Source organism: Streptomyces sp. LaBMicrA B280, assembly GCF_049222185.1.
In the GTDB taxonomy this organism is placed as follows: Bacteria; Actinomycetota; Actinomycetes; order Streptomycetales; family Streptomycetaceae; genus Streptomyces; species Streptomyces murinus.
Window position 1 is genome coordinate 85,087 of the sequence record NZ_JBMJCT010000005.1, and the last position, 19,772, is coordinate 104,858.

18 protein-coding genes are annotated in these 19,772 nt (G+C 70.6%); 8 read left to right on the forward strand and 10 right to left on the reverse strand.

The window, feature by feature from the left end:
- Positions 1-17 precede the first annotated feature (17 nt).
- The 4 genes from ACLF5H_RS04955 to ACLF5H_RS04970 form a co-directional block, all read right to left on the reverse strand.
- On the reverse strand, positions 18-1,160 hold the full coding sequence (locus ACLF5H_RS04955; protein ID WP_421674834.1) for an RNA polymerase sigma factor: 1,143 nt from the start codon (positions 1,158-1,160) through the stop codon (positions 18-20).
- Between the two features lie 178 nt (positions 1,161-1,338).
- Positions 1,339-3,246 (reverse strand): DNA primase, encoded by a 1,908-nt coding sequence (dnaG, locus tag ACLF5H_RS04960; RefSeq protein WP_421674835.1) that lies wholly within the window; start codon positions 3,244-3,246, stop codon positions 1,339-1,341.
- Positions 3,247-3,293: 47 nt separating this feature from the next.
- Entirely contained in the window at positions 3,294-4,559 is a 1,266-nt protein-coding gene (locus ACLF5H_RS04965) for an NAD(P)/FAD-dependent oxidoreductase (protein WP_421674836.1), read from the reverse strand.
- Between the two features lie 104 nt (positions 4,560-4,663).
- A complete protein-coding gene (locus ACLF5H_RS04970) occupies positions 4,664-5,950 on the reverse strand; it encodes a deoxyguanosinetriphosphate triphosphohydrolase (protein WP_421674837.1) in 1,287 nt (428 codons plus the stop codon).
- Between the two features lie 227 nt (positions 5,951-6,177).
- Between ACLF5H_RS04970 and ACLF5H_RS04975 the strand changes: the two genes are divergently transcribed.
- The 5 genes from ACLF5H_RS04975 to ACLF5H_RS04995 all read left to right on the forward strand — a co-directional run bounded on the left by ACLF5H_RS04975 (position 6,178) and on the right by ACLF5H_RS04995 (position 11,933).
- Positions 6,178-6,885, forward strand: a complete 708-nt coding sequence (locus ACLF5H_RS04975; RefSeq protein WP_421674838.1) for a SanA/YdcF family protein — start codon at positions 6,178-6,180, stop codon at positions 6,883-6,885.
- Positions 6,886-6,889: 4 nt separating this feature from the next.
- Positions 6,890-8,359: a membrane-associated oxidoreductase gene (locus ACLF5H_RS04980; RefSeq protein ID WP_421674839.1), complete on the forward strand. Its 1,470-nt coding sequence runs from the start codon at positions 6,890-6,892 to the stop codon at positions 8,357-8,359.
- A gap of 149 nt (positions 8,360-8,508) precedes the next feature.
- Positions 8,509-10,158, forward strand: coding sequence for a M4 family metallopeptidase (locus tag ACLF5H_RS04985; RefSeq protein WP_421674840.1), 1,650 nt, complete (start codon positions 8,509-8,511; stop codon positions 10,156-10,158).
- A 365-nt stretch (positions 10,159-10,523) separates the two neighbouring features.
- A complete protein-coding gene (locus tag ACLF5H_RS04990) occupies positions 10,524-11,072 on the forward strand; it encodes a hypothetical protein (protein WP_421674841.1) in 549 nt (182 codons plus the stop codon).
- A gap of 183 nt (positions 11,073-11,255) precedes the next feature.
- Positions 11,256-11,933, forward strand: coding sequence for a class F sortase (locus ACLF5H_RS04995; RefSeq protein WP_421674842.1), 678 nt, complete (start codon positions 11,256-11,258; stop codon positions 11,931-11,933).
- A 27-nt stretch (positions 11,934-11,960) separates the two neighbouring features.
- Here the strand turns inward: ACLF5H_RS04995 and ACLF5H_RS05000 are convergent, their stop codons facing one another.
- From ACLF5H_RS05000 to ACLF5H_RS05010, 3 genes are read right to left on the reverse strand one after another with little or no spacing between them, the layout of a single operon-like run.
- Positions 11,961-12,794, reverse strand: a complete 834-nt coding sequence (locus ACLF5H_RS05000) for a carbohydrate ABC transporter permease (RefSeq protein ID WP_421674843.1) — start codon at positions 12,792-12,794, stop codon at positions 11,961-11,963.
- 14 nt (positions 12,795-12,808) lie between these two features.
- Positions 12,809-13,708: a carbohydrate ABC transporter permease gene (locus ACLF5H_RS05005; protein ID WP_421674844.1), complete on the reverse strand. Its 900-nt coding sequence runs from the start codon at positions 13,706-13,708 to the stop codon at positions 12,809-12,811.
- Positions 13,705-14,973, reverse strand: a complete 1,269-nt coding sequence (locus tag ACLF5H_RS05010; protein WP_421674845.1) for an ABC transporter substrate-binding protein — start codon at positions 14,971-14,973, stop codon at positions 13,705-13,707. Before ACLF5H_RS05010 ends, ACLF5H_RS05005 begins: the two co-directional genes overlap by 4 nt.
- A 367-nt stretch (positions 14,974-15,340) precedes the next feature.
- Here ACLF5H_RS05010 and ACLF5H_RS05015 point away from each other — a divergent pair, with 367 nt between their 5' ends.
- Positions 15,341-15,916, forward strand: coding sequence for a chloramphenicol phosphotransferase CPT family protein (locus ACLF5H_RS05015; protein ID WP_421674941.1), 576 nt, complete (start codon positions 15,341-15,343; stop codon positions 15,914-15,916).
- Positions 15,917-15,948: 32 nt separating this feature from the next.
- Here ACLF5H_RS05015 and ACLF5H_RS05020 read toward each other — a convergent pair whose 3' ends face one another.
- Both ACLF5H_RS05020 and ACLF5H_RS05025 read right to left on the reverse strand, forming a co-directional pair.
- Complete coding sequence (locus tag ACLF5H_RS05020) at positions 15,949-17,076, reverse strand: radical SAM protein (RefSeq protein ID WP_421674942.1); 1,128 nt, start codon at positions 17,074-17,076, stop codon at positions 15,949-15,951.
- A 58-nt stretch (positions 17,077-17,134) separates the two neighbouring features.
- Positions 17,135-17,671 (reverse strand): class IV adenylate cyclase, encoded by a 537-nt coding sequence (locus ACLF5H_RS05025; RefSeq protein ID WP_421674846.1) that lies wholly within the window; start codon positions 17,669-17,671, stop codon positions 17,135-17,137.
- Positions 17,672-17,817: 146 nt separating this feature from the next.
- Between ACLF5H_RS05025 and ACLF5H_RS05030 the strand changes: the two genes are divergently transcribed.
- Positions 17,818-18,588: a helix-turn-helix domain-containing protein gene (locus ACLF5H_RS05030; protein WP_421674847.1), complete on the forward strand. Its 771-nt coding sequence runs from the start codon at positions 17,818-17,820 to the stop codon at positions 18,586-18,588.
- On the forward strand, positions 18,585-19,058 hold the full coding sequence (locus tag ACLF5H_RS05035) for an NUDIX hydrolase (protein ID WP_421674848.1): 474 nt from the start codon (positions 18,585-18,587) through the stop codon (positions 19,056-19,058). The genes ACLF5H_RS05030 and ACLF5H_RS05035 overlap by 4 nt, the downstream gene beginning before the upstream one ends.
- On the opposite strand, the gene ACLF5H_RS05040 is transcribed toward ACLF5H_RS05035, so the two are convergent.
- Positions 19,046-19,615, reverse strand: a complete 570-nt coding sequence (locus tag ACLF5H_RS05040) for an HD domain-containing protein (protein ID WP_421674849.1) — start codon at positions 19,613-19,615, stop codon at positions 19,046-19,048. The genes ACLF5H_RS05035 and ACLF5H_RS05040 overlap by 13 nt on opposite strands.
- Positions 19,616-19,772 lie beyond the last annotated feature (157 nt).

Consider the following 19,772-nt stretch of genomic DNA (forward strand, 5'->3'; position numbering starts at 1 on the left):
TTTTTCCTTCTCCGGCCTCAGTCGAGGTAGCCCCGCAACTGGTCCGCGTACGCGTGGTCCCTGAGCTTGTTCAGCGTCTTGGACTCGATCTGCCGTATCCGTTCGCGGGTGACGCCGAAGAGGCGGCCGATCTCCTCCAGGGTGCGGGGGCGGCCGTCGAGGAGGCCGTAGCGCAGCTGTACGACCTTGCGCTCGCGCTCGCCCAGCGTGGACAGGACGGCCTCCAGGTGCTGTTTGAGCAGCAGGAACGCGGCGGACTCCATGGGGCTCGCGGCGTCGCCGTCCTCGATGAGGTCGCCGAGCGCCACATCGTCCTCCTCGCCGACGGGGGCGTGCAGCGAGATGGGCTCCTGGGCGAGCCGCAGCACCTCGCCGACCCGCTCGGGCGGAAGGTCGAGATGGGCGGCGACCTCCTCGGGCGTCGGCTCGTACCCGCGCTCCTGGAGCATCCGGCGCTGCACCCGTACGACCCGGTTGATCAGCTCCACGACATGGACCGGGACGCGGATGGTGCGGGCCTGGTCGGCCAGGGCCCGGGACATGGCCTGGCGGATCCACCAGGTGGCGTACGTGGAGAACTTGTAGCCGCGCGCGTAGTCGAACTTCTCCACGGCGCGGATCAGCCCGAGGTTGCCCTCCTGCACGAGGTCGAGCATGGTGAGCCCGCGCCCGATGTACCGCTTGGCGACGGAGACGACGAGCCGCAGATTGGCCTCGATCAGCCTTCTCTTGGCCAGCCTTCCCATGACCACCAGCTGGTCCAGCTCGTGCGCCAACCGGCTGTCCAGGTCGGGGGTGTTGCTCAGCTTCTCCTCCGCGAACAGCCCGGCCTCGACCCGGCGGGCCAGCTCGACCTCCTCGGCGGCGGTGAGCAGCGGGATGCGGCCGATCTCGCGCAGGTACTGCCGGAACAGATCGGCGGACGGCCCGCCGCTCTCGGCCCGCGCCGCCGGTGGTGCCTCGTCGGCGGCCGCCTCCGGGTGCAGGGGGGCACGCCCCTGCGGCGGCACGGCCGCGACGCCGTCGGACTCCGCGTCCGTCTCGTCCATGCCGGCACCGGTGCTCTGGGCGGTAGGGGTGAGGGTCTGGGTCTGCACGAGGGCGACCTCCAGAAGTGTTCGCCGGACTCGGCATCCCCAACAGTGTGGAGTACGACACATCGCCGCCACGAGGGGTGTGCGGTGACTTTTTGCGTCCGATCCGTCACCCGTTGGTTACTCAGCTCGTCGGGTTATGCGAATGGCATATGCGGAGGATGATCCGCACCGGCATGTACTCGAAGCGCACACCAAGACGTTGCAGGAGCACGGCAAGCTGCTCGGCGACGAGGCCTGACGCTCACAGCGCCGTCGCGCCCCGCTCCCGCAGGGACTGGTCGTACTGCTGGAGGATCCACATCTCGTTCTGGACGGCGGCCAGTTGGCCCGGGTCGCCGCCGGAGGAGAGGCGGGTCATCTGGAACTCGATGTCGCGGATGCGGCGTTCGACGGCGCGGCGGCGGATCTGGACCAGGACGGTACCGGCGTACGTCTCGTCGACCGTGCGGCGCAGGATCGGTTCGACGGCGAGTTCGGTGACCATGGCGCGCGCGGCGTCGTCCGGCGCCGCCTCGCGGACCCGGATCAGGTACTCCTGCGGGTCGGACACCCCGAACTCCGCGCCGCCCGCCTCCGCGATGGTCTGCCGTACGGCGGCGTACGGCGGGGCGGTGAACTCGTCCACCCCGTACGCGTCGAAGGCGGGCGAGACCAACTCGGGACGCTGGAGGGCGAGTTTGAGGAGTTCGCGTTCGGCGGCGTACACCGGATTGCGCAGCGTGAGGGCGGGTCCTGAGTTCGCGGTGCGCGGGGTCTGCGCCCACTGCTGGTCGCCGCCGCGCGGCCGGTCCTGCGCCGGGCCCCGGCCGCCCCGGTCGCGCGCCCAGCGGGCCAGCTGAGCCACCCTGCGCACCACGAACTGGGTGTCCAGGATGCCGAGCAGCCCGGCCAGTTCGACCGCGACCTCGTGCTGCGCGCCGCTGTTCTTGATCCGGGCCACGATCGGCGCGGCCTCGTCCAGGGCGGCGGCGCGGCCCCCCGAGGTGTCCAGGTCGTACCGGCTGACGACCTGCCGCAGCGCGAACTCGAAGAGCGGGGTGCGGGGTTCGGCCAGATCGGCCACCGCCTCGTCGCCCTTGGCGAGCCGCAGCTCGCACGGGTCCATGCCGTCCGGCGCGATCGCGATGTACGTCTCGGCGGCGAACTTCTGATCGTCCTCGAACGCCCGCAGCGCCGCCTTCTGGCCCGCCGCGTCGCCGTCGAAGGTGAAGATCACCCGGGCCGAGCCGTTGTCCATCAGCAACCGGCGCAGGATCTTGATGTGCTCGCCGCCGAAGGCCGTACCGCAGGTCGCGATGGCCGTCCGCACCCCGGCCAGATGGCAGGCCATGACGTCGGTGTAGCCCTCGACCACGACCGCCCGGCTGGACTTCGCGATCTCCTTCTTGGCCAGGTCGATGCCGTAGAGGACCTGCGACTTCTTGTAGATCGCGGTCTCGGGGGTGTTGAGGTACTTGGGCCCGTTGTCGGACTCGTACAGCTTGCGCGCGCCGAAGCCGACGACCTCGCCGCCGATGTCCCGGATCGGCCACATCAGCCGGCCCCGGAAGCGGTCGATCGGTCCGCGCCGGCCTTCCTGGGAGAGGCCGGAGAGGATCAGTTCCTTGTCGCTGAAGCCCTTGCCGCGCAGATAGCGGGTGAGGTGGTCCCAGCCCTGGGGGCTGTAGCCGACACCGAAGTGCACCGCCGCGCCCTGGTCGAAGCCGCGCTCGGCGAGGAAGATCCGGCCGGTCTCCGCCTCCGCGCTGTCCGCCAGCTGCTCGGCGTACCACTGCGCGGCGATCTTGTGCGCCTCGACCAGCCGGATGCGTTCGCCGCGCTGGGAGGCCGGGTTGTACCCGCCCTCCTCGTACCGCAGCGTGATCCCGGCCTGGGCGGCGAGCCGCTCCACCGCCTCCGAGAAGGAGAGGTGGTCCACCTTCATCACGAAGGTGATGGTGTCGCCGCCCTCCTGGCACCCGAAGCAGTGGAAGAGCCCCTTGGCGGGGCTGACCTGGAAGGACGGCGACTTCTCGTCATGGAACGGGCACAGCCCCTTGAGGTTGCCGCCGCCCGCGTTGCGCAGCTGGAGGTACTCGGAGACCACGGCGTCGATCGGGACCGCGTCCCGTACCGCCTTCACGTCCTCGTCGTTGATCCGTCCTGCCACGGATGAATTCTACGGTGGCGAAAGGAGCGCTCCGGGGCTCCGGGGGTTCAGACGGCCAGCCGCTCCAGTGGCACATGCGGATCCGCCAGCGCGTCCGTGTCCACCCGCGCACGGGAGCGGATGAGCCGCTGGATCTGTTCCGTGACGTTCCACACATTCACGTTCATGCCCGCGAGCACCCTCCCCTCGCTCACCCAGAACGCGATGAACTCCCGCTTGCCCATGTCGCCCCGGATGACCACCTGGTCGTACGACCCCGGCGGCGCCCAGCCGCTGTACTCCATCCCCAGGTCGTACTGGTCGGTGAAGAAGTACGGCACCCGGTCGTACACGGCGTCCTGCCCGAGCATCGAGCGCGCCGCCGCCGGTCCCCCGTTGAGCGCGTTGGCCCAGTGCTCGACCCGGATCCGGGTGCCGAACAGCTCCAGCGGGAACGCGGCCACGTCTCCGGCGGCGCAGATGTCGGGGTCGGACGTCCGCAGCCGCTCGTCCACCACGATCCCGCCGCCGTGCGCCCGGTCGGCGATCTCCAGGCCCGCCGCCTCCGCGAGCGCGACCCGCGGGACCGCGCCGATCGCCGCGAGGACGTCGTGCGCCGGGTGCTCCTCGCCGTCGTCGGTGCGCACCGCGAGGACCATGCCGTCCTGGCCGATGATCTCGGTGAGCCGCCGCCCGAACTGGAAGCGCACCCCGTGCCCGCTGTGCAGCTGGGCGAAGACATTGCCCAGCTCGGGGCCGAGCACGCCGTGCAGCGGGGTCGGCTCCGGCTCGATCACGGTGACCTCCGCGCCGTACTCGCGCGCCGCCGCCGCGACCTCCAGGCCGATCCACCCGGCACCGGCGATCACGAGATGCCCGTTGTCCCGGCCGAGGGAGGCCAGCACGCCCTTGAGCCGCTCGGCGTGCGCGAGCCGGCGCAGATGGTGGACGCCCGCGAGATCGGTGCCGGGGATGTCCAGGCGGCGCGGCTCGGCGCCGGTGCACAGCAGCAGCTTGTCGTACCGGACGAGGGTGCCGTCGTCGCCGTAGCGCACGGTCTTGGCCCTGCGGTCGATGCGGTCGACGCTCTGGCCGAGGTGCAGCTCGATGTCGTTGCGCGCGTACCAGGCGGGTTCGTGCACGAAGACGCTGTCGCGCTCCTCCTTGCCGAGCAGGAAGCCCTTGGACAGCGGCGGTCGCTCGTACGGGTGGTCGCGTTCGTCGCAGATCAGTATCACCCTGCCGGTGAAGCCCTCCGCGCGGAGCGTCTCCGCCGCCTTCGCGCCGGCGAGGCCGCCTCCGACGATGACGAATGTCTGATCCGCGTCGACCACTTGTATGCCTCCTCGTAAGGGTGCCGCCACCCGCGAGCGTCCCGCACACGGCGTGCCGCGGGAAGGGGGAGTGACCCGATCAGGCCACCCGGTGCACGTTCCTCTCACATATGCCCGGTCAGTCTCGCGTGCAGCGAGAGCGCGGAGGCGTCGGTGAGGGATGCGATCTGGTCGACGATCACCCGCTTGCGCGCGTGGTCGTCGGATGCCCCGTCGAACAGGGCCCGAAACTGCGGATCCAGGCCGTCCGGCGCACGGGCGGTGAGCGCCTCGGCCAGCTCCGCCACGATCACCCGCTGATCGGCCCGCAGCCGCTCCTGCTCGGCGCGCTGCATCACATACCGGTCGGCGACCGCCTTGAGCACCGCGCACTCCAGCCGGGTCTCCCGCGGTACGACGAGACGCGCGTCGTAGCGGGTGAGCCGGCCGTTTCCGTAGGCGGCGCGGGTGGCGCCCTCGGCGGCCAGACAGAACCGTCCGATGAGCTGACTGGTGGCGTCCTTCAGGCGGGCCTGGGCGACCGCGGTGCCGTCGTAGCCGTGCGGCCACCACTCGGCGTCCTGGAGGCGGTCGAGGGCGTCCGCGAGTTCGGCCGGATCGGTGTCGGCGGGGACGTAGCGGCCGACGGCCACCTCGAACACGGCCCCCCGTTCGGGCTCGGCGTGCAGGCAGTTGGGGTCGATGTGGCCGGCGTGCAGGCCGTCCTCGACGTCGTGCACCGAGTAGGCCACGTCGTCGGACCAGTCCATGACCTGGGCCTCGAAGCAGGTACGGGTGCCGGGGGCGGCGGCCCTGACCCAGTCGAACACCGGGCGGTCGTCCTCGTACACACCGAACTTCACCGAGGCGGGGTCGGTGGGGTGGGCGCCGCGCGGCCAGGGGTACTTGGTGGCGGCGTCGAGCGCGGCGCGGGTGAGGTTGAGGCCGACGGAGCCCTCCTCGGTGAACCGCTTGGGCTCGATCCGGGTGAGCAGCCGCAGCGACTGGGCGTTGCCCTCGAAGCCGCCGCAGTCGTCCGCGAACGCGTTGAGCGCCTGTTCGCCGTTGTGGCCGAAGGGCGGATGGCCCAGGTCGTGGGAGAGGCAGGCGGCCTCCACGAGGTCGGGGTCGCAGCCGAGGGCCGCGCCCAGTTCCCGGCCGACCTGGGCGCACTCCAGGGAGTGGGTGAGCCGGGTGCGGGGGCTGGCGTCCCAGACCTGGCTGTGGCTGCCCGGCGTGACGACCTGCGTCTTGCCCGCGAGGCGGCGCAGCGCGGCGGAGTGCAGGATGCGGGCGCGGTCGCGCTGGAAGGCGGTGCGGCCGGGGCGTTTGTCGGGCTCGGGCGCGAAGCGCTCCAGGTCCGCGGGGCCGTAAGGGTCGGGGCCGCAGGGGCCGGGTGCGCTGCCTTCCATGATTCGACAGTAGCCGCACGGGGTGCCGAATGAGGGGTGCCGGGTGGCCCAGTCGTACGGCCGGAGCGGGAATCCGGCCGTATCAGCGGGGCGGATTCGCACAGCGCGGCGAACCGGAGGGCCCCCGATGGCGTCCTCCATGGTCGGAACCGGAACCGGCACCGGCACCGGCACCGGGTCCGGGTCCGGGTCCGGGTACCGGATTCCGTACCGAGGGGGAGCAGCACATGAGGATCCGAAGACCGCGGCTGCCGCGCACCCGCACCGGGCAGCGGCGGCTGGTGCGGGCCGTGGTGGCCGTCTGCGCGCTGGCGCTGCTGCCGGGGGCCTGGCTGTGCACGTCCACGGCGGACCGGCTGCGCACGGTCGCGGACGCGCCGCCCGCGCCGGTCGCGGTGGTGTTCGGGGCCGGGCTGTGGAACGGGGAGCCGTCGCCCTACCTCGCGCACCGCCTGGACGCGACGGCGGCGCTGTACCGCGCGGGCCGAGTCAAGGTCGTCCTGGTCACCGGCGACAACAGCCGCAAGGACTACGACGAGCCGGACGCCATGCGCACCTACCTCACCCGGCACGGCGTGCCGGGCGGCAAGATCGTGCGCGACTATGCCGGTTTCGACACCTGGGACTCCTGCGTACGCGCGAAGAAGATCTTCGGCGTGGACCGTGCCGTCCTGGTCAGCCAGGGCTTCCACATCCGGCGGGCGGTCGCGCTGTGCGAGGCGGCGGGCATCGACTCGTACGGCGTCGGGGTCGACGAGCCGCACGACGCCACCTGGTACTACGGCGGCACCCGCGAGGTGTTCGCGGCGGACAAGGCGTTGCTGGACACCGTCTTCCGCCCGGACCCGACGTTCCTCGGCCCCCGGGACCAGGGTATCGCCGACGCGCTGGCCGGGGCGGGCAGTGCGAGTCCGACCCGGCGTGCGAAGGGCTGAGCCCATGGACCTCACCGAGCTGACGCCCGCCGAGCGCCGTGTTCGTGACGCCTTTCCGCTCGGCGAGGGGGTCGACTTCCGGGAGGGCGACGACGACGATCCGGGGCGGGGCGCGGACTGGGGGCCGGAGCGGACCCTACGGGCGGAATTCCTGCGGGAGTTGCTGCTGACGGGCCCGGTGACGGAGGGCCGTACGGCGGGCCTGAAGGTGGCGGGCGCGCGCGTCACCGGGCGGCTCGACCTGAAGTACGGCACCGTCAGCTGCGCCGTCCGGCTGCGCGCCTGCCACTTCGAGCAGGCGCCCGACCTGTACGGGGCCCGGATCGGCGCCCTGGTCCTCACCGACTCGGTGCTGCCGGGGCTGACGGCCGGGACGCTGCGCGCCGACGGGGTCGTACGGATCACCTGCTGCCGTCTCACGGGCCCGGTCCGGCTCCAGGGCGCCAGGCTGACCGGGGCGTTCTTCGCCAACGGGGCGCGGCTCGGGACGCCCGGGGCGGACCCGCAGGAGGCCGTGCTCCAGCTCAACCACGCCGAGGTGGCCACGGACGTGTGGGCGCCGGGGCTGGTCGCGCACGGCACGGTGCAGCTGAACGGGGCCGTCGTCGGCGGGCAGGTGAATCTCAACGACGCGGTGCTCGACGCCCCCGGCGGCACCGCGCTGCACGCCGAGGTGCTCGCGGTCGGCACCGATCTGCACGCGATGCGGCTGCGCGCGCGGGGCCGGGTCAATCTGAGCGGCGCCCGCGTCCCCCGCCAACTGAACCTGGCCTACGCCCGGTTGTCGAACCCCGCCGGGCACGCCCTGCGCGCCAGCAGCGCGGTCATCGGCGAGCTGTGGCTGCGGGAGGCCGCGCCGATCGAGGGCACGGTCAATCTGCGCCGCGCCCAGCTCGACCTGCTGCATGTGCCGCCCGAGGTATGGCCCGAGCGGGTCCAACTCGACGGTCTCGCCTACCGGGTGCTGACCCCGCATCTGCCCGCCGCGCAACGGCTGCCGCTGCTGGAACGCGAACCGGACGGCTATCTCCCGTACCCCTACGAGCAGTTGACCACCGCCTATCGGGCGGTGGGCGACGACGGCGCCGCCCGCACCGTCCAGCTCGCCAAGCTCCGCCGCCATCGCGGCACCCTGCCGGCGTACGCCCGGCTGTGGGGCTACCTCCAGGACGCCGCCGTCGGCTACGGCTTCCGTCCGATGCGCGCCGCGCTCTGGCTGCTCCTGCTGCTGTGCACGGGCACCCTCGTCTTCGCCCTGCACCACCCGCCCGCCCTCAAGCCGTCCGAGGCCCCCGCCTTCAACGCGCTCTTCTACACCCTGGACCTGCTGCTGCCGATCATCGACTTCGGCCAGGAGAGCGCGTACGCCCCGCGCGGCGGCTTCCAGTGGCTGTCGTACCTGCTGATCGCGCTGGGCTGGGTCCTGGCGACGACGATCGCGGCGGGCATCACCCGCTCCCTCAACCGGCAGTAGCGGCAACGGGGTCGGAACAGGTCGAACAGGGCCCTCTTCTCCCCTTCCTGTGAACTCCCTATGGACATGGGTTGTCATGCCCCCTTAAATCTCAGGGGCATCCAGCGCCATCCCCCCACGCCTGGATGGCGCCCTTTCCGAGGAGACAGATGAGCCGAATACGGCAGCACGTCCGAGGATCCCGTCGTCTCGCCACCGCCGGTGTCGCCGTCAGCAGCGCGACCCTGCTGGCCGCCACCCTCTCCCCCGCCGCCCATGCCGCCCCCAGACCCACCCGGGCCACCGCCGTGCGGCACGCGGCGTCGGCGCTCCTCGCGCACGCGTCGAGCCTGGGGCTGAACTCCGCGCAGGCCACGAGCGTCCGGGACGTGATCGTGGACAAGGACGGCAGCCAGCACGTCCGTTACGACCGCACCTATCACCGACTCCCCGTGCTGGGCGGCGACTTCGTCGTCCACATCGGCCCGGACGGCGGCTACCGGGGCGCCGACCGGGCGAGCCGCGCCGCGCTCGCGCTGCCCTCGACCACGCCCGAGGTGTCCGCACCCGAGGCCGCCGACCTCGCGACGAACGCGCTGCGCGCGGCCGACCCCGGGCACCGGCTGCGGCAGGTGAAGGCCAAGCCGCGGCTGGTCGTGGACGCGCTGCACGGCACCCCCAGGCTGGCCTGGCGGACCGACGCGGTCGCCCTGGACCCGCTCGGCAACCCGGTCGCGCGCACCGTGCTGACCGACGCCCGCACCGGCGCCCGGATCGACAGCTGGGACAGCATCGAGACCGCCACCGGCGACGGCCAGTCGCTGTACAGCGGCACGGTGCCGCTGGAGACGACCCAGTCCGGATCGTCGTACCAGCTCAAGGACCCGACCCGGGGCAACACCTACACCGGGGACGCCGCGAACAAGACCGATCTGTGCATCTTCGGCATCTGCATCAGCCGGGCGCCCTCGACCGTGTTCACGGACACCGACAACCACTGGGGCACGGGCGCCACCGCCGACCGCTCCTCGGCCGCGGTCGACGCCCAGTACGGCACCGACGAGACCTGGGACTACTACAAGAACGTCCACGGCCGCAACGGCATCGCGGGCGACGGCAAGGGCTCGTACAACCGCGTCCACTACGGCAGCAACTACAACAACGCCTTCTGGGACGACAGTTGCTTCTGCATGACGTACGGCGACGGCGACGGGACCACCTTCGGACCGCTGGTCGCGCTGGACGTCGCCGGGCACGAGATGTCGCACGGCGTCACCTCCAAGACGGCCGGCCTGACCTACTCGGGCGAGTCCGGCGGCCTGAACGAGGCCACCTCCGACATCCTCGGCACGATGGTGGAGTGGTACGCGAACAACCCGTCGGATCCCGGTGATTACCTCATCGGTGAGCAGATCGTCCGCCCCGGCTTCGGGGGGACCGCCCTGCGCTACATGGACAAGCCCTCCAGGGACGGCAGTTCGGCCGACTACTGGAGCGGCTCGGTCGGCAACCTCGACGTCCACTACTCCTCCGGCGTCGCCAACCACTTCGCCTACCTCCTCGCGGAGGGCAGCGGCGCCAAGGTCATCAACGGCGTCAGCTACAACTCGCCCACGTACAACGGCTCCACGGTCACCGGGATCGGCCACGACAAGGTCGGCAAGATCTGGTACCGGGCGCTGACGGTCTACATGACGTCCTCCACCAACTACGCGGGCGCCCGCACGGCCACCCTCAACGCGGCCAAGGACCTCTACGGCGCGGGCGGCGCGGAGTATAACGCGGTGGCGGCGGCCTGGAGCGCGGTCAACGTGAACTGACCGAACAGGATCGGCGGTACGGGCCCGGGGACGCATCCCCCGGGCCCGACTGACGTCCCGTCACCCGCCAAATCTCCCGGTCTCCGGGTCCCGGGCCTCCGGGTCTCCCGGCCTCCCGGTCACCCGTTCAACGGCCCCCGTCGCTCCATTCGTGTGTTCTTCGTACTTTCTTCTCGCGCTGTCCGGCCCACCACCCCTGACCTGCCCCGACTCCGCCATGGCTCAGCCGTATGGCCGCCGCGCCCGCCACCCGTTCACCGCAGTCCGGCCGATCTCTCGGCAAGCGGATCCCGGCGCGAGCCCTTTACCTCGGAAGGGCAGGGGACACACCAGTCGGACAAGCTCGACAAGCTCTGGGGAGCACCATGCGCCGCACCGCCCGTCTGCTGACCGGTACCGCGCTCGCCGTGGGAACGGCGGCGCTCGCCGCCGCGCCCGCCTACGGCGGCGCCGCGGCCACGCGCCCCATGCGCGCCCCCACGGGCAGCCTGGAGGTGTACCCGTCCACCGCCATTCCCGGCGGACAGGTCACGGTGAACACCGCCGCCTGCGGGGACAAGGGCGGCGCGACGGGGGACGCGGGCGCGGTCGGCGCCGGCGTCTTCACCCTGGCGCCCACCACGCACCAGGGCGAGGCGATCGGTCAGTTCCAGGTGCCGCCCAGCGCGCAGCCGGGGACGTACGAGATCGTCGCGAAGTGCGCGGAGGGCAGCGGACAGGTGACGGGCGACCTGGTGGTGGCCCTCGGCGCGGCGCGCGAGCAGGTGCAGCCGCGGGGCAGCCTGAAGACGGGGGTCGGCGGCGCGCTCGGTCCCGACCCCGTGCAGACCGCGGCGGGCGTGACGGCGCTGGCCGTCGCCGCCGCGGGCGGTACCTGGCTCCTGCATCGCCGGGCGAGAGGCGACGGGATCTGACGGACACCCTCCGCTGTCCGTCCGCCGGTACCGCACGTCCCACCCCCTCCGGGTCCGATGCCCCTCGCGGCCCGGAGGGGGAGGGGGTCCGCCCCGGGTCCGGTTCGGGGATCCGCCCCGGGCCCAGTTCGGGGGTCCGCCCCAGGTCCAGTTCGGGGGTCCGCTCCCGGGAGAGGGGTTCGTATGCGCAGCGCACGTCCGACCGGGAGCCGTACCCGTGGCATCCGCGGGGTCCGCGGGCGCCGCTCGCGGCGGCTCGGGGACACCGCGATAGCCGCGGTCACCGTCGTGGCCCTCGCCTCGGGGGTCTGGCTGCTGGGCGGCCAGTCGCACACTCCCCCGCAGCCGGCGGCCGCCGAGGGCCGCCCCGACCCCGGCGAGGAGCGCCTGTCCGCGCCCTCGCTGCCGCCGTCCCCGCCGCTGCGCATCCGCATCCCGGCCATCCGCGTGAACGCCCCGCTGATGGGCCTCGCCCTCACCTCCTCCGGCAGCCTGGACGTGCCGCCCGCGCAGAACAAGAACCTGGCCGGCTGGTACGAGGCGGGGACCACGCCCGGCGAGCGGGGGACCGCGATCGTCGCCGGGCACGTGGACAACACGGAGGGACCGGCCGTCTTCTACGACCTGGGCGCGCTCAAGCGGGGCGCCCGGATCGAGGTGGACCGCCGGGACGGCACGGTGGCCGAGTTCACCGTGGACGCCGTCGAGGTCTACGCCGCCAGCGGCTTCCCCGACCAGAAGGTCTACGGCGCCGCCGCCCGCCCGGAGTTGCGCGTGATCACCTGCGGTGGCGGCTACTCGAAGACCACCGGCTACCAGGGCAACGTGGTCGTCTTCGCCCATCTGACCGGCAGCCGCTGAGCCGCCGCCCCGGCCCCGGCCCCGGCCTCAGTCGATGCCGGAGCGCTCCACTCCCGCCACGATCCACCGCTGGAAGCACAGGAACACCGCCAGCAGCGGCAGGACCGAGACGGCCGCGGCGATGAACAGCTCGTGCAGGCGCACGACTTGGGCGGTGGTGAAGGAGGACAGCGCCACCTGGACCGTCCAGGCGCTCTGGTCCTGCCCGATCACCAGCGGCCACAGGAAGGAGTTCCAGGCGCCGAGGAAGACGATGGTGCCGACCGCCGCGAACACCGGCCGCGCGTTGGGCACGACCACCAGCCAGTACGTCCGCCAGGGGCCGAGCCCGTCGACCTGGGCCGCGTCCTCCAACTCCCGCGGGAATCCCAGGAAGTACTGCCGGAAGACGAAGCAGGCGAACGCCGAGAACAGGGTCGGCACGATCAGCCCGCGCAGCGTGGAGACCCAGCCGAGGGAGGACACCAGCACGAAAGTCGGTACGAAGGTGACGGCGGCCGGGACCAGCAGGGTGCCGAGGATGCCGTAGAACACCTTGTTCGCGTGCCGGTAGGGGATGCGGGCGAGACCGTACCCCGCGAGGGAGGCGAGCAGCAGGGTGCCGAGGGTGGTGACGACGGCGATCAGGGCGGAGTTGAGCAGCGAGCGGGCGAACGGCACGGCGGGGTCCTCGAACAGCTCCCGTACGTTCCCCCACCTCAACTCGCCGGGAAAGAAGGTCCATTCGGGCGAGGTGATGTCCTGCTCGCTGGACAGCCCGTTGCGCACCAGCAGATAGAAGGGGATGAGGAAGAGCAGCGCGAGCACGACGAGCACCACGGCCCGCAGCGCCCGCCCGGCCCTCACCAGAGCATCATCCATCGTCCCACTCCTCCTCATTCCTCCCCGCTTTTCCCGAGCTTGAGCCAGCGCGCCTGCCCCACCGTGACGATCGCGATGATCAGCGCGAGGATCACGGCGCCCGCGCTGCCGAGCCCCAGGTTCTGCCCCTGGCCGAGGGCGGTGTAGTAGAGGTAGACGAGCGGCGGGCGGGCGTACGGCGGATAACCCCGCGCGTCCGACAGCAGGTTGTAGAACTCGTCGAAGGCCTGGAAGGCGTTGATGACGAGCAGCAGCACCACCGCGACGGAGGTGGCGCGCAGTTGGGGCAGGGTGATGTGCCGCAGCACCGTCCAGCCCGGCCGGGCCCCGTCCACGGCGGCGGCCTCGTACAGCACCGGATCGATCCGCTGGAGCCCGGCGAGGAACAGGATCATGTAGAACCCGGCCTGGAGCCACAGTCGTACGGTCACGATGACCAGCCAGTACCAGGGCGGATGGGTGGTGGACAGCCAGGCCACGGGGTCGGTGCCGAACCAGCCGAGCAGGGTGTTGGCGAGCCCGAAGCGCACCCCGTTGAAGATCGACATCTTCCAGATCAGGGCGGCCACGACGTAACTGCACGCGGCCGGGAGGAAGAACACCGACCGGAAGAACGCCCGGGCCCGCCGCACCCGGTTGACCATCAGGGCGAGGGCCAGGGAGAGGGCGAAGGTGACGGGCACGATGAAGGCCGTGAACACGAGGAAGGTGCGCAGGCTCCCGGTGAACGCGCCGTCCTTCAGCATCGCGGTGTAGTTGTCCAGGCCGACGAAGTCCGTGGGCGTCACGGTGTTGTGCGCGTCGAAGAAGCTCAGGCCGACGCTCCACAGCAGCGGGACGTACGTGAACAGCGCGAGCCCGGCCGCGAAGGGCCCGACGAACACCCAGAACCAGAAAGCCCCCCGGCGCCTCACGACGCGTGCTGGACCCGGTCGAGTTCCGCGGACACCTTCCGTACGACGCCCCGCAGTTCGCTCTCCGGGTTCGCCCCGTCCTTGATGATCCGGTTCAGGGCGTCCTGGTAGGCGGTCTGGGAGGCGGGGGTCCACAGCAGCGGCTGGGCGTACCCGTGCTCGGTGGCGAACCGTACGGCGTCGGCGGCCGCGCCGGTCCTCAGCTTGCCGGCCTTCTTCGCGAGCGAGATCCGCGCGGGGATGTGGAAGCCGTACCCGAGCGCGAAGTCCTCCTGGTAGTCGGTCCGTTCCACCCAGAGCCACTTCACGTACTCTTTCGCCGCCTCCTTGTGCTTGCTCCGCGCGCTGACGGCGGCCCCGTACGCCCCGACGGGAACGGTCGGCTTCCCCTGGCTCCCGTCCCCCGGAAACGGCAACACCCCGAAATCGTCGCCGAGTTCCTTCTGCACCTGCGGCAGCGCCCACAGCCCGGACCACTGCATCGCGGTGAGCCCCTGGAGAAAGGCCGAGGGATCCGACCAGTCGGTGGGCGCGCCGAGGAGCAGCGCCTTACCGGCGTACAGCTCCCTCAGCTTCCCGAGCGCCCGCGCCGCCGCCGGGTCGTCGAACCCGACCTTCCCGTCCTCGGTGACCAGCCGGAGCCCCGCCGCGTACAGGGGCGTTCCGCCGAGTACCCCGGCACCGCCGTCATTCCCGAGGAAGAGCCCCTTGACCTTCCTGTCGCTCAACTTCTTCGCGGCGTCGACGAGTTCATCGAGCGTCCCCGGCGGCTGGACTCCCGCGTCCCGCAGCATGCTCTTGCGGTAGTAGAGCATCTGCATGTCAACGGTCTGCGGAATGCCGTAGACCTTCCCCTGATACGTCTTCGGCGCCAGCACCGCCGGATTGAAGTCGCCCTCGACCCCGTCCAGCAACGCGGTCAGATCCTCGACCTGGCCGCCCTGGATCTGGTCGAGCGAGGGCCCGTTGACCTCGAACACATCGGGCCCGGAATCGGTGAGCAGCGCCGCGGCCGTCTGCTGATCATAATTCCCGGGCCGCCACTGCACGGTGACCCGCGCCTTCGTATAAGCCGCGGCATACCGCTTCACCGCCTGCTCGGTCCCGGCCTCCCCGTACTGGTGATACCACTGCGCGATCCGCACCCCACCGGAACTCCCGCCTTGCCGCCCGGTGTTGGACCCACAGCCACTCACCACCCCCACACCGATCCCGGCACCCGCACCCGCACCCGCACCCAGCAGCGTCCTACGGCTGATCGTCACGCACTCCCCCTGACGTCGGTCCTCAACGCACGGCCCAACGATCAACCATGCGAAGCGATTACGAAAGAGGGGGTTCGGCGGTGTGTCACTGGGCGCGGACGGTGGGTGAGGGGTACCTGGTCGTCCGGAACGGCCACCATCGGGCCCGGACCGTGGTCACCGCCGCCGGACCGGTCGAGGTGAGGGTTCCCCGGGTGAACGACCGCCGCATCGACGACGAGACGGGCGTCCTGGTCGAGCGGGAGACAAGCGGCATAAATTCCGGTGGCGAGCCTGCCACGGCCTTCGAGATCATCCGCCCATGTCGCATGACGATGCAGAGCCGAACGAGGTGCCGGCCAGCCCCAGCGAACCCAGCGGCCTTGAGATGTCTGGCCAGAGACCAGGCGGGCTGATCATCTTCCTGAACGGGACATCGAGTTCCGGAAAAACGAGCATCGCCCGGGAGCTTCTCCAGATCCTGGACGAATCATTTTTTCACATGCCGGTCGACGCCTTCCATGCCATGCGGTCTGACCGGGACATCCCCGACGAACACCTGCAGGCCGAGATCGACCGAACCGCCAGGGGCTTCCACCGCGCGATAGCCGGGATGGCCGCAGCCGGCAATCACATCGTGGTGGACTATCTGCTGAGCCAGCGCTGGCGCCTCCTCGACTGCCTCGACCTGTTCCCTGCCGAGAACGTCGTCCTCGTCGGCGTGCACTGCCCGCTGCCGGAGCTGGAGCGACGGGAACGGATCCGCGGCGACCGGACCCCAGGTCTTGCCGCGCGGCAGTTCGGCCAGGTCCACGCGCACGGCATCTACGACATCGAATGCGACACGAGCAAGAACACGCCGGAGGAGATCGCCCAACAGATCAAGAACGCCCTGCCACGACGGCGGACGCCTACGGCCTTCACACGGATGAAGCTCGCCCTACGCGCCGGCGATCCGAGCTGAGCCCCGATCACAGATTTCGGCAATGGCTCGGGTTAGCCCGGCGTCCACGCGCCCTCGTAGAGACCGGCGAGCCGCGTCGCCTCCTCTTCCCGGAACTCGCGGACTTCCGCGCAGCGCCTGCTCATCACGAACTCCCCGAGCGTCAGACACAGATCCATGCGCTGAATGCACACGCCGACCATGAAGGGTCCGTTCCGCGCCCGGTACATTCGCACGCCGTAGTAGCCCTCCTGGCAGTCCCGCTCATTGTTGAACCGGCAGCCCGCGCAGGTGTCCGGGAGCCGGACGGGCCGGATGCTCTTGGCGAGGAGGGTCCGGCCGTCGGGGAGCCGGTAACGGATGCGCTGGTCGGAGGCGCCGGCGGTGATGACACGGCGGACCGCGACCGCTCCGAGCCGCTCCACCACCTCTCGCATAGCGGCGAGCGACGCCCCGTCGTCCTCCAGGTTCACGAGCATCCGTACGGTGACGGCCCGCCCGTATTCCTCCATCACGCGCAGTACCCGCACCACGTGATCACGGTCCGGGATCACGATGTTCGCCGAGACCTTCACGCCGTGGCGGGCCGCGGTGTCGATCGTGGCGGCGAGGGCGTCGAGCTTGCGCGCAGCCAGTTTCGGCGAGGCGAGACGCGTCGCCTGGACCGCGGCGAGTTCCTCGGGAGTCGTACCGAATACGGACAGGTTGATCCGGTCGAGGCCGGCCGCCGCACATTCGGGAAGTACGGCGGCTCCGTTCTCGCCGTTGCTGGTGAGGCCCACCGTCAGACCGAGTCGGCGCGCGATACGCACGAGGGCCGGGAGCTCAGGGTGCAAAGTGGGCTCTCCGCCCGTGAAGTGCACCTCGGTCGTCGGAAGGCTGCCGCGTACGGCCGCCAGGGCGAGGGCGAAGTCCCCGTCCGCCTTGATCCGTTCCGGCAGGAAGCTCGCGCCGTTGTTCGCCAGGTAGATCGAGACCCGACCGGAGCGGCCCGGAGTCCCGGTGAAATCCCCAGCCGCGCGGCCGAGGTTGTCGGTGGTGACCGGGGTGCCTTCGTTGTGACAGAAAGTGCAGGCGAGCCCACACGCATCAATGATCTTGACGCGCAGGGTCCGGTCGGGCACCACCGTGACGGGTAAGTCCTTCGTGTCCGCGCCGGTGTCGATTCCGGTGTTGGTCATGATCACCTCCTGGCCGACGGGTTCCGGAGCAGAGCCCGTCGGCACGCGGTCGAGAGGTCTAGCCGAAGCGCAGGTCATCGATCGAGTCGAGGTCGATCCCGTACCGCGCGAACACCTTCGTCGTGTTCTCGCTGGTCAGGTCGGGCCGGGGAATGGCAAGGCGATCGGCGGCCGCCCACACCTGGTCCTCGTCGTCCCCCTCAATCTCCAGATAGGGCGGGATGCGCGGCCACTCGTCGATCTCCAGCCGCACGCCGTCCAGCAGCCAGGACGAACGTCGGTTCTCCTGGTAGCCACGGTGTGTGAGCCCCATCAGCCCGAGCAGCGCATGCGCGTCGTCGAACGACCCGACGGTCGTCTCGGTCTCCCGGGTGCCGTCGATCTCGTCCGAGCTGACTGTCTTCACACAAAGGGTCACCGCGTCACCGGAATCCCGCAGCCGCACCCAGCGCCCACGTACTGGCGGCACCGTGTCGTACACATACCTCCGCATGAGGCGCTCGCCCTGGAAGATGCCACCGGCGGCCGTGATGCGCTCGGCCATGGCGTCGGGATCGATCCCGAGCGCCTTCGCCTCGTACTCGATGGTGTGCATGGAGCCCCTTTCCTCAGCACATGGCTCGATGTGCCCTCAGCATGGCCGTTGTGCGCGAGACGTCGGACTTCGCTCACGTACGAGTGAGGCACGACTTCGCTACGGTGAAGCCGTCCCAAGTCGTCCCGGTGGGGGGAGAGTACGACGTGGCGAACGAGCGGTTACGCGGCGCGATCACCAAGAGCGGACTGTCGCTCGATCAAGTCGCGGAAGCTCTTGGCGTGTCGGCGAAGACGGTCGAACGCTGGATCAATGAGCCGAGGCGCCAGCCGTACCGCCGCTTCAAGTACGCGGCGGCCTCGCTCCTGCAATACGAGATGTCCTATCTATGGCCGGACGAGCGGACGTCGGCGGAGGTCATCGAGGCCGGGAATGCCGAGCTGGTCAGGCTCTACCCGCACCGCTCCGTGGTTCCGAACCACCTTTGGCGGCAGCTGTACGCCCGAGCCTCGCGACACTTCGACGTACTTGTCTACTCGGGCTTCTGGCTCACCGAGGACGCGGCCTTCCACCAGGTCGTCAAGGAGCGGTCGGCCGCAGGCGTTCGGATCCGGTTCATGCTCGGGGACCCCGAGTGCGCAGCGGTCGCCGTGCGCGGCGAGGACGAGGGAATCGGGGGCGCGATGGCCGGCAAGATTCGAAACGCCCTGGTCAACTACGCGCCGCTGTTCGGGCTTCCGGGGGTGGAGTTCCGGCTGCACTCCTCCACGCTCTACAACTCGGTCTACCGGGCCGACGACGAGATGCTCGCCAACGGCCACCTGTACGGCGTGGGCGCGTACATGGCGCCGGTATTGCACGTCCAGCGCGTCCCCGGGGGTGAGCTGTTCGACGCCTACGCCGAAAGTGTCGAACGGGTCTGGGAGACCGCGCGACCCATCTCTTCGCCCACCGACCTGAGAGGTCCAGACACATGAGCCGAATCGACTACTTCCGCGACCCCAACGCTCCTATGGCCAACTCTGTCGTGCCCTCGGTCACGGCCGTGGTGTGCGACGACGCCGGCAGGCTCCTGATCATCCACAAGACCGACAACAACCTGTGGGCGCTGCCCGGCGGTGGCCACGACATCGGCGAGCGCATCGGCGACACGGTCGTGCGCGAGGTCGAGGAGGAAACTGGGATCAGGGTCGAGGTGGACGGCATCATCGGGCTCTACACCGATCCCGAGCACGTGCTCGCCTACGACGACGGCGAGGTGCGACAGCAGTTCTCCATCTGCTTCCGGGCCCACCCGGTGGGCGGATCCCTCCGCACGAGCAGCGAATCCAAAGAGGTTCGCTGGATCGACCCGGCGGACCTCGATTCCTTGGACATCCACCCGTCCATGCGGCTGCGGATCCAGCACGGCTTGGACAAGACGCGCCGTGAGCCCTACATCGGCTGAGTCCCCGCCTCGACGGCGGCCATCCTGCTTTCCACTCGCTCCACGGCGGCGTAGATCTCCGGCGCCGCCCGCTGGATGAAGCGGCCCACGATCGTGTCCGGCCCGTATCGCTGCACGATCTCGCTGACCCGGGCCACCGACGTCGTGTACTCGCCATCCGGGGTGGTCGTCATGTCCGACACGATGAGCGCGTCCACCAACTCTGGCCGTTCCATCTCGAACTCGGTCTCCAGCTCATGTCGGAGCCCTCTCTCCTCGGCCTCCAGGAGCGCGCAGGAGTGGTGCGCCACGAGCCGTACGACCCTCTCGTCCGCACCCTCCTGGTCGCGGAGGAAGCGGGCCCCGTCGAGCGGGTGAAAGCCGGTGACGGCGATGGAGGGCGAGTATCCGACGTCATGCAGGACGGCGGCAGCTTCCAACAGCTCGGAGTCGCGGCCGAGGATCGGACTCAGGGAACACGCCCGCTCGGCCGCCCCGAGCGAGTGCGCCCAACGTCGCGGCAGGGGTTCGGCCAGCATCGCTTCGGAGAGGGAGTACGCCCACTTGGTAAGCCCCATGGACGGCAAGGCTATGACTCCCCCTGGGCGATCGAAAGTGCGACGCGGTGCGCCCCTGACCACATGTGGCGGCGAGCGGGCCGACGCCTTCTATCGGGCCAGGCCGCGGCGTATAACTGCCGGCGAGTTCCGCAGCAGCTGCTCTGAAGGGTGCCTC